Here is a 12611-nt window from a genome sequence, read left to right as displayed (position 1 = left end):
ATCGGCGTAAGCAACCAAATCCTACGTCATTTCAACGGTTTGAACCATATCCGCCAACCCCTCGTGAATTATTCGGGTTAGGCGGCGCTTTTTATTTCCCAAAAGGACACCACCATGAACCGCAGCGCATTCTATGCGTCGGCGCGCGCTCGCGCGTCCGGCATCTTCGGCACGTCGCTTACTCAGGGTCAGGTTGACGGCTGCGAGGCTGTCTTGAACGAGGCGGAGCGGCGAGGGACACCCCTGAAACACGCCGCCTATATCCTCGCCACCGACTACCACGAGACCGGCGGCCAGATGCAGCCGGTCAAGGAGACGGTCTATACCAGCAGCAAGGACCGCAATCCTTCCGACGACACCGTCATGAGGCGGCTCGATGCGGCATGGAAGGCCGGCAGGCTTGGAAGCGTCAGAACGCCCTACTGGCGGAAGGATGCCGATGGCAAATCGTGGTTCGGCCGCGGCCTGGTCCAGATCACGCACAAGGCCAATTATGCCAAGCTCGGCTTGTCGATCGGCGTCGATCTCGTGAAGGACCCGTCGAAGGCGCTGGAGCTTTCCACTGCCGTCCAGATCCTCTTCGTCGGCATGGAACTCGGCAGCTTCACCGGCCGGTCTCTGTCCGACTACATGACCGATGGCCGGGCTGACTATGTCGGTGCGCGCCGGATCATCAACGGCACGGACAAGGCCGAGAAGATTGCCGGATATGCCGTGGCCTTTGAGCGGGCGCTTGTCGCTGCAGGATACAAATCTGCCATCAAAACGGCTTTGCCCGGCGCTAAACGCACTCCAGCGCGGCATATCCCGGCCGCAGACGCGCCGGCCGCCGGAACGGAGGCGCCCGCCAAGACCGAGCAAGGCCCGGTCCCCTCCGGCAACTGGCTCTCGGCTCTCATCGCCGCCCTCGCCAAGCTCCTGAAAGGAAAATAGCCATGGCCGCCGTCATCGCTCGTATCGCGCTGCGCTATCTCGCGGCGTCTCTCGTCACGGCCGGATACCTTGATGCTGACCTCGGCAACCAGATCGGCGCTGACCCGGATTTGATCATGCTCGTCGGCCTGGCGCTCGGGGCAGGGGTCGAAATGGCCTATGCCGCGGCAAAGCGGCTCGGGTGGGCCACATGAGCCTGATCGCCAAGATTTTCGGCTGGCTCACCAGCGGCACGCTCGACCGTGTCCTCGATACAGTCGACCACAAACTCGACAACGAGACCGAGCGGGAGCGCATCAAGGCGGGCGCCGTCGAGACCTACATCACCGCCCAGACCGCCATCCTCGGCGGTCGGGGCTGGTGGTTCCCGCTCTTCTTCATCGCGCCACTCGGCCTCTGGTTCGGCTCCGTCTGCGTCTATTCGGTCCTGTGGTGCGCGAAGTGCGCCTATCCGCAGGACTGGACAATTGCCGCATTGCCGGCCCCGCTGAACGACTGGGCCGGCGCGATCATCGGCTCACTCTTCCTTGCGAAGACCGGCGAGCAAATTCTTTCGAAGTGGAAATCGAAATGACGCCACCCGAAATCTTCGACGCGCTCGGCATCAAGATGAGCGTGGTACTCGCCGGCCTGTCTGGTGGCATCCTGCGTGCCCTGTCCCGCCGCTCGTACAAGGTCCGCGAGCTTGTTGCTTCTCCGATCTGCGGCGCGCTCGCGGCCGGATATCTCACGTCTCCGGTGGTGCACTATCTCGGCGTCGTCAATTGGCCGCTTCCGCCCGATGAAATCGCTGCGCAGCATGCCGCGGCATTTTTGATCGGGGTTTCGGCGATGTGGATTTCAGACGCGCTCTTCGAGATGGTGGTTCGCCGCATCAAGGGGGAGAATGGGTAGCCGATAAAAACGTTCGTTTCCGGTCGCTAAATTTATCCCGTTTGGGTTAGCTCTTGTTAAAGCAGGCGGCTGTAGCCTCACGCAAGGTTTTGCGGTGGAGTCTACCATGGGTGTTGTCAATACGAAGCTCGTTCTCTTGAACGGCTTGAAAAAGGGCTTCGACAAATTTTCGAAGGTGAAGTCGGTCGAGGCCGACGCTGATCATCTGACTGTTTTTTCAAGCAAGAAAACCTACATCGAGTTCGGCGGTACGGGCTTGGAATACACGACCGATGAGAAGGGCGTGATAACTGGAGTGACCGCGGGTGAAATCACCTCTGTCAGGGTTGTTCTTCAGGGCAGGCAGGTGATTGAGCTCAGCGATTTTTCAGTATCTGCGACCGATGTTTACGGCGCAATTTTGTCCGGGAATGCTAAATCGGCGCTGGACCTGCTTCTTGCCGAAGGCGGTGCGACGACAGGTACCAAGTTCGCAGAGAAGATTTTCGGCGGAGACGGCGCTGACAAAATCTTTGGCCTGGGCGGCAATGATGTTGTTGACGGTGGCGGTGGGGACGACGTTATTGATGGTGGGAAGGGACGGGACAAACTAACTGGTGGTGATGGAGCCGACGTCTTCTTATTCCGCAAGAGCTCGGGTAGTGATGTCGTCGTTGATTTCGGGAACGGTGAAGATGTCTTGGATCTCACTCGGCTAAAGGGCCTTAAAGGGTTCGAGGACCTTATGAGCAAGCACGTCAAGCAGGTGGACGAAGATGTGCATATCACCCCGGGCAACGGCGTAAAGATTGTGATTAAGGACTTCGACAAAGCGTCTCTTCTTGATTCCGACTTCCTGTTCTAATTCGAAGCTCGGGCAGGATCCGTGAAAATTCGGCTGCCGAAGCCTTCGCCCCTCTGTCCCTTCGGGGATGGAGGGGCTTTTCTCGTTTCAGGGCCTGACAAACACGTCAGCCTCCGCGGCAGCTTTCATAAATGCTTCTCGGGCAATCTCGGCATCTGCTTTCCCTTGGAGAACCAGCAGGCAAGCGGCTTTCGCCCTCTTCAAAGCCTTGCCCCGATCCAACGGCCAATGCTCGAGCAACACCCGCGCCGCCTCCGCCGTCGACGATATCGTCAGATAAGCTCCAAGCCTCTCGGTTTCGAAGGTGACTGGGAGGCTCCATTCCCCCCTGTCCATGTTTTCCCCCACGCAAAACAATGGCCCCGCCGGAGCGGGGCAGGTGGAAAAGATAGAGTGAACGTGCTGGGGAACGCAAAGCCGGAGATGTTGTTCCCCTAAAGGGAATTTATAATCGGCGCCGGGCGTCCCGTAAACCTGGAGCTGTTGATGTCTCGGCTGACCCGGTGCATCTGCATTTGGCCGTCGAGGTGGTGCGCCAGGATGCCCTTCAGGTTTTCCTTCGGAGTGGCCGGGTTGAGCCACCCCTCGAAAACCTCCGGGTCAAGGATGACTGGCATCCTGTCGTGGATCTGACTGATGGGCGCTATCGACGGCGCGGTGATGATGGTGCAGCTCGTGACGTCGAGCTTGCTGTTGTGAGCCCACAGGCCGGCGAAGGCGATCGGCCTCTCGCCCGGCATCTGAATAAGCCACGGATCCTTGCCGCCGTCCTCGGCCTTGGTCCACTCATAGAAGCCATCTGCAGGAATGAGGCACCGCCGCGTCTTGAATGCGTCCCGAAATGCCGGCGAGGTATCAACGGTCTCGATCCTCGCGTTGAACATCGCGGCTTTGGGCATCTCCTTGGCCCAATGAGGCACGAGCCACCACCGGCCGTCATCGACAATCTGGTTGCCCTCATCGTCCATCCGGATAAACGGTACGGTTTGTGTGGGGGCGATATTGAACCGCGCCTCGGTGTTTCGGATCAGAAATTTGTCTGTGAGGCGGTAGAGAGCAACGAGCTCGCGCCACGACATCATTTGCGTAAAGCGTCCGCACATCAGCGCATCCTCAACTTGCGAAAAAATACCGGATGAGAGGGGAGAACAGGCCTGCGATGGCGCAGAGGAGGAGAATGCCCAGCCAGAGGTAGCCGAAGAAAAGCCGCATCAGCGTTGCGCCCGTAGGAAGATGCCGCTTGAATCGGCCGCGGATATCCGCCGGTCGGTTTCAGCGTTGGCCAGCAATCCAAGGACATGATGATCAGCAAGCGATGAGATTGCGCTGCAGGCCTCCATCTCGTCCCAGCCGGCATCCATCGCCCTCGCGATCAGGGCTTGCAACTCAGCCTCAATCGCTTGCTCACAGCCGACGAGGCGGTCCGGGTAGTCACCGCTGCGCTTTGGACCAGAGATTGCCATAGGCTATCCTCCCAGTAGAGAGGATAGGGCGGTCGCGTTATGCGGGCAAGGCCTGGAACTTCGCGCGTATCTCGTCCGGCCAATACGGATAGTGAGCTGCGCACCACCACCGTGGAGCGGTGTTCGTGCCGGCTGAATAGCCGAGCCCGCCCCAAGCATTGCAGCCGGCGTGCTCGCAATAGTGTTCATCGGGCGTATGGGGTCGGGTGTCGGTACGGTCATCGGCCATGCCGTCGGTGTAGGCGAGTCTCGACATGCCGTCATCTCCTCGCCCGTTTTTTCGCATCCTTGGCCGCCGCCCGGCCCTTGTACCAGAAGTGCCAGTAGTGCCCGGAACCCTTATCGCGGGGGTCGAACCACTCACCACCGAATCGCTCAAGGAAAGCCTCGGCGTCCTCGCGCTTGGCGAAGCAGTAGACGCGATGCCATTCACCCTCCCAAACCACGGTATGGCCTCTCGGGCACAGCGAGAGATTGGCGCAAAATGCCGCTATAACGTCGGCTTGTTTCATGGTGCCCAGCGAGGAAAGCCGCGCAATTTGGTGTGGCCAACCCTCATTGATGCCCGCGGTCGTCAGCTCTCCCTTGCGATAGCTCATCGTTCTCTCCTCAAGTGTTTCGGTGGATTTTGGCCAGAACGAAGTCGTTCGCTTCTCGATTTCCGCATCGAGTGCAGCGAAGTTTCGGCTCGAGCGTGATGATCATGCGCTTCCGGCCAAAGCGGCGCGCCAGATCCCATCGATCAAGGTATCCGGCGTGCGTACACCGCGAGCAGCGAGCGCCGAGCTCGTACCATTCCGGAATATCCTGAAGGGCGACAGAGTGCTGGCGGCTGTTTACGTAGACGTTCACGCCGGTTAGCGTGGCGGGGGCCATTGGGTTACCGGCGGAGATATCAATGCCGCGGCGGTGGCGCATGGCTTAGCCGTCGTTACTCCCGCTCGGCGTGAGGGCGCCAACCGCGTGTGAACCCAGCGCCCATCGCTCGGTCGGCAAGCTCCAACTGCCAGCGCAGGTAGGCGCAGTCAGCCAGCAGGGTTGCTATTGCAGCGCGAGCATCACCGTCGTGCCAGGATAGAGCTTCATCGATTTCGTTGGAGGTTTCAGGTTGTTTTTCGAGCGGGCGCACGTCGTCGTTCTCCTGTGTCTTGTGCCACAGCAGGCATCAGATTTGGTTGTCAGATAGCGGCCGCATCGCCGGCTTGTTCTCAATATGTTCCTGCTAGGATTTGAGTCAAGCGGGCTGTGAAGATAATCCTAGAATCATCGGGGCGTGTGGTTTGTCTGGTCGTCGCCCAGCAATATCTTTTGTCCCATCCAACCGAACGCCTGGATGAAGAACTTTGGCGCTGAAGCATGAAAGCGCTCGAGAGTGGAGAGGCCGGGAAAATTTCCAGAACCTGCTGCCACACCTGATTCTGGTGTGGCGGAACGGTTCAAGCCCATATTGCCACACCGAGAAAATACATTCGTATTTTCAATCCATTACGGTGATGGTTTGAAGGGGGTGGAGGCCTCGCCGAGAATCGAACTCGGGTGCAAGGATTTGCAGACTTCGCTTCAGTCCTGAAAATACTCGAATAATGGGAGCCGTGTCGCAAGCATGTTGCAGTCAGCTCAGTAGCGCGCTCGCCGCATCGGCCAACTCGCGGCCGTCGTCGGCCCTTGGAAAGAGGTGTCCATAGACGTCCATGGTCATAACGATCGACGCGTGCCCGAGGCGTTCCTGGACCATCTTTGGCGGAAGGCCGAGCCCGCCGTCTTCCTTTCGATTTATCAGCCAACTCGCATAGAAGTGTCTCAGCGCGTGCATGCCGGTATATTTGGCCAGCAGGATGGCATTCCCCTCCGAGTCGAGCTCACCCGTCTCCACGATCACCCCAGCCTTTATCATGGCCGGCTTAAGCCCCTTGTTGACGATGTTGGTATGGGATCTCGCCTCGCCGTCCGGGTTGGCAAACACCAACCCCTTGGGACTGCCGAGTTTTAGTTTGAGCTCCTTGAGCGTATTGATCGCGATAGGCGGAACCGGGATCGTCCGAGTGCCGGCTTCCGACTTCGGCGGACCAACCTTTCGGAACTGATCCATCCTCTGGCTCACCCGGATTTCCGACTTATCAAAGTCGACGTCCTGCCATCGTAATCCGCGCAGCTCGGACGAGCGCATGCCGGTGAAGATGGCAGTTATCAACAGGGGGCGCCAGTTTGGCTCCAAGGCCGCCACTAGCGCCTTGATCTCCTCCTTGGTGGGGATGTCCACCCCGACCTCAACACGGCCCTTCTGGCGCCTCTCTGCTCGCCTGTCACGCCCCTTGCGACTGGTCTTGATATCCCGCACGGGGTTTCGGGTTGCCAAGCCGCGCTCATTGGCGTCCGTCAGAATGGAACCGAGCGAGGTCAGCACTTTCTTGACCATCGCCGGCGATCGGCCCTCTCTCCGCATCCGGTCCTCAAACTCACGCACCGTGGGCACCGTCAGACGAGAAAGCAGCATGTCGCCGATAAGCGGCTTGATGTGGTGTTCGAAATGGCTTGTTCTCTGATTGAGCGTGGATCGCTCGAGGCCGGCATTCTGTCCAGAGATGATCCAGAGCTTCGCAGCCTTCTCCACCGTCACGCTGGCCGAATCGGCGACGTGCGTCCCTTCTCGAACCTCCACAGAGGCCGTAGACGCGAAGGCGTCAGCCTCTTTCTTGAGGCGAAATGTCTTGAGACGGCGCTTCCCGCCAGTGTCAAAGTAGTCGACCACCCAGGCGGATTTCTCCTCGCCGTTAGGAGTCGTCCATGTGCGCTTGCGAACGGACACCTATTCGTCGTCCTCTTTCTTTCCTCTTTTTGGTCTGTTGCCAGCGATTTTCTTGGCGTTCTCGTCGAGGAACTCCTGAGTTAAGTTCTGAGAAGCTTCTGCAAGTCGAGCAGCACGGATCCGATCAAGGCGATTTTGTATTTCGTCTATCTCGTCCAAGAACTTTAGCTCTTCACGGTAGATCGCCGGATCTGGATAAGCTCCCTCCAGCGTCGACACGATCTCTGTGTTCATGCTGCGGCCGTTCGCTTCCGCTGTTGCTTTAATGCGATCGCGAAGGCCGGGAGGTAGGCGGATCTGAAACCGCTCAGCCAACTCGCTTGGGTATTTGTCTTTTTCGCTCATGGTGAATGAGTGCAACTTGCCATCAAAAAAGTCAATGGTGCGACTTGCACCCATCGTTAACGGGTGGTAAACAATCATCGTGGGTGCAAGTCGCACCCATGAGCAAATGGAGACCAAAGTGGACGGCAGCATAGACCTTATCTGGGGCGCGGCGGAAATCGCTAAGGTAATAAACCGCACCGAACGCCAGACCTATCACATGATCCAGAGCGGTCATCTTCCGATGGTTAAGCAGGTGGGCGAGCGCTACGTCGCCAGCCGCGCCAAGCTCATCGCGTTCTTCATGGAGGATGCGGCGTGAGCGGCTTGGGGCGAAAACCCAGGCCCTTGTCATCGAATGACAACCCCTTGTCGGAAGCTTCCGGCATGAAAGCAAAAGGCCCGGCAGAGGCGGCAACCTCTCCGAGCCATGGTTCCACCAATCCCGAGAAGGATACGGAAATGAACGAGGTAACGAATACCACGAGCGAACACCCATGGGAAGCGGCTCGCCGCTTGTCGCGGGAGCTGTCTGCGGTGCTGGGGCAGATACCGGGCGCCGACTGGTCAGCCAACGTCATGCCGCCAGCACAGCAGACTTTTGTCGGCTACAGCGCCTTCCCGATGGGCCCGGCACCGGACGAGTATCCTGTCGACCACATCAACCGGCTTGCATGGGAGCTTTCGAAAGCTCTCGACACATGGCAGGGCGGCGCATTCCAAGCGATGGTGCTGCCGGCAAGCAAGGGCGGCCATACCGTCATGTTCACCAGCGTTCGCGCGTGGGACAGGGGGATGGTGGCATGACCAATGTCCTCTCTCGGAACATCGGCGACATCGTCGACCTTCTCCACATCGTACAGCACCTGAACGAGGCGCTGCGCATGGCGGCCACCGACAGCGGCTTAACGCGAACTGCTACCGACGCGCTCCAGGCCCTCTCCGGTGAAATCGACAACAAGCTCCGCGTCATCGAGGATCGATTGGAAGAGGTGATCGACGAGGTAGAGACCCAGGGGGCCGCGCTCAACGCTGTCAAGACGGTCGTCGATGGGGACGCACTTCTTGCCGCGGTTCGCGCCGAGAAGGCCCGTCGTAAGGAAGTAGAGGAGGATGCCGCATGAGAACTGACCTCCAGCAAACCCGCGCCCGCCTGGAAACCAAGATCGAAGAGCTGATCGCGCTCCTCGACCTCCTCGACGCCGACCCTGACCTCGAAGACGGCGGCGACGATGAGCCTTCAATCGGTGGTGCTGCAATCTACGGCCGGAACGGCGTAGAGCACGATCTTGAACAGGACGAGGATTCCGAGCGCAGCCTTGGCTGGTCAAACCCCATGGGCCTGCGCATGCATGTCCCTGAGGAGGCTGCACAGCTTCTCGGCGATAATATCGACGGGTGGGACGGCTGATGACGCTAACCCCTCCCGAGCATGAACACTCCGCCGCGGTCGAACAGGCCGCCATCTGGCTCGCGGATCTCGGCGAGCCTCCCCACCCAGTAGTGCCGGCGCTGAAAGAGCGGTTCGGCCTCTCCGCCGTCGAGGCGTGCGAGGCGATCGCGTGGGCCGACCGTATGCGCGTTTATCGAAAGGCCCATGGATGACGCCCCAGCGAAAGCATGCTCATGAATCGCTCAGCGTGAGCGATTTCCACTTCACGGGCCAAAGGCGCAGCTTCCCGCCTGTGGAGATTGTGCCGTTCCGCTGGCCCTCCAAGGTTAGCATCGCAAACGAGTACGTTGAGGACTGGCAGGCCGAGGCGAAGGCCGCATTGGTCGCGCTGAGGCTGTCCTCTGTCACGCTGGACACGATCGCCTCGCATATTTCGCGGCGGGACGGTTCGATCACTCTCTCTGATCGCGCGCTATCTGCGCGGAGTGGACGGTCTCTTTCCAGCACTGAAAGAGACGTTCAACGGTTGAAGAGGCTCGGTTTTCTGATCGCTGAACACGACGCAATTCTCGGCCGGCAGGGAAGGACAAGAGTGCTGAAACCATCTCTTCCAGCACCGGTTTTTGTCCCTCCACGTATCCCCCCGGAGTCGGCCGGTTTTTGTCCCTCCACGGATGGGGGATACGTGGAGGGGGTTGATATAGGAGAACGCCGCGATGTCTGAGCAATTGTCTCTCCTCGACTGGAGGCAGCCGGCAGAGGTTCTGCCCTTCCCCTTGCACCGTTCGCACGGTGCCACAATCGCCGTCGCTCGCTCAATCGTGAACCTCGAAACCGCTAAGCGATCGGGCAGGCTCAACAGCATACGCGCACAGACACGCAAACGCCTTGAACCTTTCATCGGGCCCGACCGTGCTGATAAGGCGGCGGACGATCTGGTTCGGGTGATCAAGATCGGGTTCGCCTATTGCGAGAGCCCCCGTTCTCATAAGCAAGAACCTGACTCGACGGTGATTTCCTTACCGGTGGTCAGACGATTGCAGACGCCGCCGCATGGTGACGGCGCTGGCGAAGCCAGTGCAATGGGTCAAGGGGCGAAGCTCCTTGCGGGTTTGGGCGGAGCCCATGGAACTACGGAGTATGACGCTGCGCGCGCGCCCGCGCGTGAGGGAAGTTCGGCATGATCCATCACAGCGAAATCGAACGGCTTACTAAGCGGCTAGAGGAGGCCCTGCTTCGGCCGAATCCGACCCAAGGAACGCTTGATCAAATTCGGCACTACGAAGAGATGCTCGCCCACCACAAACTTGCTCTTAGCCAGCAATTCACGCCGTATCGGGATGATGGGGGCCGGCTGGTTATCAACGATCTTGGCGACACCGAGGAAGATCTATGACTCAGTCCGCCACGACGGAAAGGTATGGTCATGACGGCCATACCCTTGCCCCTTCCGCTGCACACATGGAGGCCCTTGGCTGGGCCTTCACCCATCCACCCACCCAGGAAGCCTATAGGCGATCGACGGGAGAGGACTTAGCGCCGGCTCTTGCTCGGTATCGGGAATGGGTGGAGGAGAATGTAATTGGCGCGGCTAGGCACGGAGATGCATGACATGCTCCTGCTATACCCATGGCTCAATAGCATTGAATAAGTCGGCTGTGTCCTGTGGATGTCGAGTGACTGTTCGCCAGCCAAGCGCGTCACCTCTCGCGTCTTTGTCAATCACGTCAAGAATGGCGTAATGGCCAACGACTTCATATCCATCAGCGGTCAAAACATCACGTGCCGCAGCAAGTTGCGCTCCCGTGGTTACCACGTCATCGAACAGTACAATGGGCCGAGTGGTTTTTTTGGCAATCACGAGATCTTGCTTATGTTGCCAGACGTCGCGCCGCCGGCCCCCAAGATGAGCCTTGCCCATCTTCTCTCGCCAACGCAGCATATCTAAAGCAATAGCACCATTACTGTGTTGTTCTATCTTTCTGGCGATTCTATAGGTTTGAAAGTCCTCATTGTATTCAACGCAGGCGTTGCCGTTCGGCACCGGCACGATGAGTACCCCACCGCCATGTTCTGCTTCGATTTTTTGCGCGAAGACCTTACCCAGTGCATTCCCGAACATCGGCAACTTGTTCCGGTCGAACTCTGTGGAGACACCGTTTAGCGGGAAACTGAACTTGCCGTGGAGCTGCTCGCCTTTGACGACCCTCTTAATGTGAACTGCAGCCCATTCATCTTGGCTCCATTTCACGTCGCGATTTGGGTTGTAACGGACAAAGCAATCAACGCTGATTTCGGCCATGGGTCACCGCGGATAATATGTCTTCAATCGTCGTAACCACACGCGTTTTCGGATGGTCGATAAAGCGCGCCGGCCACGTCAAAGTTGGGTCCTCCACTACCGATCGGAGGATAAACAACCAACGATTGCTCCGCTGGCACTCAGCAGCTTGGTGCAGCGTCCCGGAGGTGTCAGACGCTTCGATGATGACGGTCGCATCGCTCAACAACGCCATCACCTTGTTCCGAAGCGGAAAGTTTGACCTGTAGACCTGCTCACCAATGTTGAAGGGTGTCACGAGCAAGTGCTGCCCATAGATCAAACTTTGGAGCTCGCTGTTCTCTGCGGGGTAAACCCGATCAATCGGTGTGCCGATTACCGCCGCTGTATGTCCGCCGACATCTATTGCGGCAGTGTGTGCGATGGTGTCGACGCCCTTGGCTAGTCCACTCATGACGAGGATGCCGGCCTCCGCCAACTGCCTGGCAAGCTTCGTAGCGCGCCTTATGCCATCGGGGCTAATTTGACGGGTGCCGACCACTGAGACAGTCGGTGCGCGTAGCAGGTCAACGTTTCCAGCGCAGTACAGGAAGACATCCCTGTCAGCGAATGCCCGCAGAAGGTCCATTTGTCCTGTTACAGAATGCGCGCGATCGAACCTGTGCAGAAGTTCCTGGAGCGTGAACGTGCGGACGTGCTCGGGCGGACGATATCGCCCACTCCGCTCAGCAGCCCGGACTGTCTTTTCAGCTCTAGCAACCACCATCACACAGTACCTCAAGCAATGCCGATTCGAAATAACAACGACTATGTCTTGAAAGAGGAGAAAACGGGTCTTCATGAAAAGACTGCAGTAGCGGTTAAGTTCCTCCACCTTTAAGCAAATTCAACGATTTAACATGCTCAATCAACGTTGACATTTGTAACGGGCGTGAGATTATCCAGCATACCCACTGGAGATCAGGCCATGTCTGCCAAGCTTCGCTATGTCGTCTATACCCGCGTCTCGACTGAGGATCAGGGCAAGTCGGGGCTTGGCCTTGAAGCGCAACAGCGCGATATCGGCATCTTCCTCGACCAGTTTAGCGCCGTGCCGTTTGAAATCATCGGCAGCTTTCAGGACGTGCAGAGCGGCGGAGACAACAGCCGGCCGGAGCTCGACAAGGCGCTTGCCATGGTCCGCAAGACAGGTGCTGAGCTTCTGGTCGCCAAGCTCGACCGCCTAAGCCGCAAGGTATCCTTCATCGCTGCGCTGATGGATGACAGCAAGGTCAAGCTGCGCGTCGCCTCAATGCCCTTTGCCGATAAGTTTCAACTGCATATCTACGCCGCCCTTGCCGAGCAGGAGCGCACCTTCATAAGCGAACGCACCAAGGCAGCCCTCAGGAGCGCCAAGGAGCGCGGCGTGAAGCTCGGGGGTATGCGGGACGCGACCATGCAGCGAAACGTCGCCATACAGGTCAAGGCGAACCGTGAGGCGGAAAAGCTCATGAAGATCATAGGCCCTCTGCATCAGGCCGGCACCTCCCTCCAGAAAATCGCCGCAACACTCGACGAGCAAGGCATTAGGACGTCCCGAGGCGGCAAATGGTCGGCTACGCAGGTCTCCCGCATCCTCAACCGGGGTTCGTCCTCACTTTCCACATGAGGATGTCGTCTCATCGTCATGATCT

Annotated in this window: 23 protein-coding genes; 12 read left to right on the top strand and 11 right to left on the bottom strand. The window is 58.6% G+C overall.

The features are described 5' to 3' along the window. Positions 1-114 precede the first annotated feature (114 nt). From EXZ48_RS12340 to EXZ48_RS35790, 5 genes are all read left to right on the top strand, one after another. The gene (locus EXZ48_RS12340) at positions 115-933 is read left to right on the top strand and encodes a glycoside hydrolase family 19 protein (RefSeq protein WP_130516198.1); all 819 of its coding nucleotides are present in this window, start codon (positions 115-117) and stop codon (positions 931-933) included. A 2-nt stretch (positions 934-935) separates the two neighbouring features. After that, positions 936-1127 (top strand): hypothetical protein, encoded by a 192-nt coding sequence (locus EXZ48_RS12335; RefSeq protein ID WP_130516196.1) that lies wholly within the window; start codon positions 936-938, stop codon positions 1125-1127. Next, positions 1124-1507 (top strand): hypothetical protein, encoded by a 384-nt coding sequence (locus tag EXZ48_RS12330; RefSeq protein WP_130516195.1) that lies wholly within the window; start codon positions 1124-1126, stop codon positions 1505-1507. Before EXZ48_RS12335 ends, EXZ48_RS12330 begins: the two co-directional genes overlap by 4 nt. Beyond that, entirely contained in the window at positions 1504-1827 is a 324-nt protein-coding gene (locus tag EXZ48_RS12325) for a hypothetical protein (RefSeq protein ID WP_130516240.1), read from the top strand. Before EXZ48_RS12330 ends, EXZ48_RS12325 begins: the two co-directional genes overlap by 4 nt. Before the next feature lie 106 nt (positions 1828-1933). Next, entirely contained in the window at positions 1934-2671 is a 738-nt protein-coding gene (locus EXZ48_RS35790) for a hypothetical protein (RefSeq protein WP_130516193.1), read from the top strand. An 87-nt stretch (positions 2672-2758) separates the two neighbouring features. Here EXZ48_RS35790 and EXZ48_RS35925 read toward each other — a convergent pair whose 3' ends face one another. From EXZ48_RS35925 to EXZ48_RS12280, 8 genes are all read right to left on the bottom strand, one after another. Further along, a complete protein-coding gene (locus EXZ48_RS35925) occupies positions 2759-3007 on the bottom strand; it encodes a DUF982 domain-containing protein (protein ID WP_130516192.1) in 249 nt (82 codons plus the stop codon). A 98-nt stretch (positions 3008-3105) separates the two neighbouring features. Continuing rightward, on the bottom strand, positions 3106-3774 hold the full coding sequence (locus EXZ48_RS12310) for an SOS response-associated peptidase (RefSeq protein ID WP_130516189.1): 669 nt from the start codon (positions 3772-3774) through the stop codon (positions 3106-3108). Between the two features lie 108 nt (positions 3775-3882). Continuing rightward, complete coding sequence (locus EXZ48_RS12305; RefSeq protein ID WP_050747042.1) at positions 3883-4134, bottom strand: hypothetical protein; 252 nt, start codon at positions 4132-4134, stop codon at positions 3883-3885. A 37-nt stretch (positions 4135-4171) separates the two neighbouring features. After that, complete coding sequence (locus tag EXZ48_RS12300; protein WP_024270650.1) at positions 4172-4390, bottom strand: hypothetical protein; 219 nt, start codon at positions 4388-4390, stop codon at positions 4172-4174. Positions 4391-4394: 4 nt separating this feature from the next. Next, on the bottom strand, positions 4395-4733 hold the full coding sequence (locus tag EXZ48_RS12295; protein WP_050747041.1) for a hypothetical protein: 339 nt from the start codon (positions 4731-4733) through the stop codon (positions 4395-4397). 332 nt (positions 4734-5065) lie between these two features. Continuing rightward, positions 5066-5263 (bottom strand): hypothetical protein, encoded by a 198-nt coding sequence (locus EXZ48_RS12290; protein ID WP_050747039.1) that lies wholly within the window; start codon positions 5261-5263, stop codon positions 5066-5068. Positions 5264-5746: 483 nt separating this feature from the next. Further along, the gene (locus tag EXZ48_RS12285; protein ID WP_130516188.1) at positions 5747-6940 is read right to left on the bottom strand and encodes a site-specific integrase; all 1194 of its coding nucleotides are present in this window, start codon (positions 6938-6940) and stop codon (positions 5747-5749) included. After that, positions 6941-7363 (bottom strand): Arc family DNA-binding protein, encoded by a 423-nt coding sequence (locus EXZ48_RS12280; RefSeq protein WP_165909339.1) that lies wholly within the window; start codon positions 7361-7363, stop codon positions 6941-6943. 40 nt (positions 7364-7403) lie between these two features. Between EXZ48_RS12280 and EXZ48_RS12275 the strand changes: the two genes are divergently transcribed. From EXZ48_RS12275 to EXZ48_RS12260, 4 genes are all read left to right on the top strand, one after another. After that, positions 7404-7586, top strand: a complete 183-nt coding sequence (locus tag EXZ48_RS12275) for a hypothetical protein (RefSeq protein WP_371687652.1) — start codon at positions 7404-7406, stop codon at positions 7584-7586. A gap of 65 nt (positions 7587-7651) precedes the next feature. Then, entirely contained in the window at positions 7652-8071 is a 420-nt protein-coding gene (locus tag EXZ48_RS12270) for a hypothetical protein (protein ID WP_130516182.1), read from the top strand. After that, positions 8068-8388, top strand: a complete 321-nt coding sequence (locus EXZ48_RS12265; RefSeq protein ID WP_130516180.1) for a hypothetical protein — start codon at positions 8068-8070, stop codon at positions 8386-8388. Before EXZ48_RS12270 ends, EXZ48_RS12265 begins: the two co-directional genes overlap by 4 nt. Beyond that, the gene (locus EXZ48_RS12260) at positions 8385-8675 is read left to right on the top strand and encodes a hypothetical protein (RefSeq protein WP_130516178.1); all 291 of its coding nucleotides are present in this window, start codon (positions 8385-8387) and stop codon (positions 8673-8675) included. The genes EXZ48_RS12265 and EXZ48_RS12260 overlap by 4 nt, the downstream gene beginning before the upstream one ends. A 5-nt stretch (positions 8676-8680) precedes the next feature. Here the strand turns inward: EXZ48_RS12260 and EXZ48_RS35920 are convergent, their stop codons facing one another. Next, positions 8681-8863 (bottom strand): hypothetical protein, encoded by a 183-nt coding sequence (locus EXZ48_RS35920; protein ID WP_165909338.1) that lies wholly within the window; start codon positions 8861-8863, stop codon positions 8681-8683. Positions 8864-8904: 41 nt separating this feature from the next. On the opposite strand from EXZ48_RS35920, the gene EXZ48_RS12250 reads away from it, so the two are divergent. After that, a complete protein-coding gene (locus EXZ48_RS12250) occupies positions 8905-9381 on the top strand; it encodes a hypothetical protein (protein WP_130516174.1) in 477 nt (158 codons plus the stop codon). A gap of 456 nt (positions 9382-9837) precedes the next feature. Further along, on the top strand, positions 9838-10053 hold the full coding sequence (locus EXZ48_RS12245; RefSeq protein ID WP_130516172.1) for a hypothetical protein: 216 nt from the start codon (positions 9838-9840) through the stop codon (positions 10051-10053). Positions 10054-10278: 225 nt separating this feature from the next. On the opposite strand, the gene EXZ48_RS12235 is transcribed toward EXZ48_RS12245, so the two are convergent. After that, positions 10279-10959 (bottom strand): ComF family protein, encoded by a 681-nt coding sequence (locus EXZ48_RS12235; RefSeq protein ID WP_130516169.1) that lies wholly within the window; start codon positions 10957-10959, stop codon positions 10279-10281. Further along, positions 10940-11779: a DNA-processing protein DprA gene (locus EXZ48_RS12230; protein ID WP_245462020.1), complete on the bottom strand. Its 840-nt coding sequence runs from the start codon at positions 11777-11779 to the stop codon at positions 10940-10942. The genes EXZ48_RS12235 and EXZ48_RS12230 overlap by 20 nt, the downstream gene beginning before the upstream one ends. 126 nt (positions 11780-11905) lie before the next feature. Between EXZ48_RS12230 and EXZ48_RS12225 the strand changes: the two genes are divergently transcribed. After that, positions 11906-12586, top strand: a complete 681-nt coding sequence (locus EXZ48_RS12225) for a recombinase family protein (RefSeq protein WP_130516167.1) — start codon at positions 11906-11908, stop codon at positions 12584-12586. Positions 12587-12611: the final 25 nt, after the last annotated feature.

Source organism: Shinella sp. JR1-6, from assembly GCF_004284735.1.
GTDB lineage: Bacteria > Pseudomonadota > Alphaproteobacteria > Rhizobiales > Rhizobiaceae > Shinella.
This window is presented reverse-complemented; position numbering and strand designations above follow the sequence as displayed.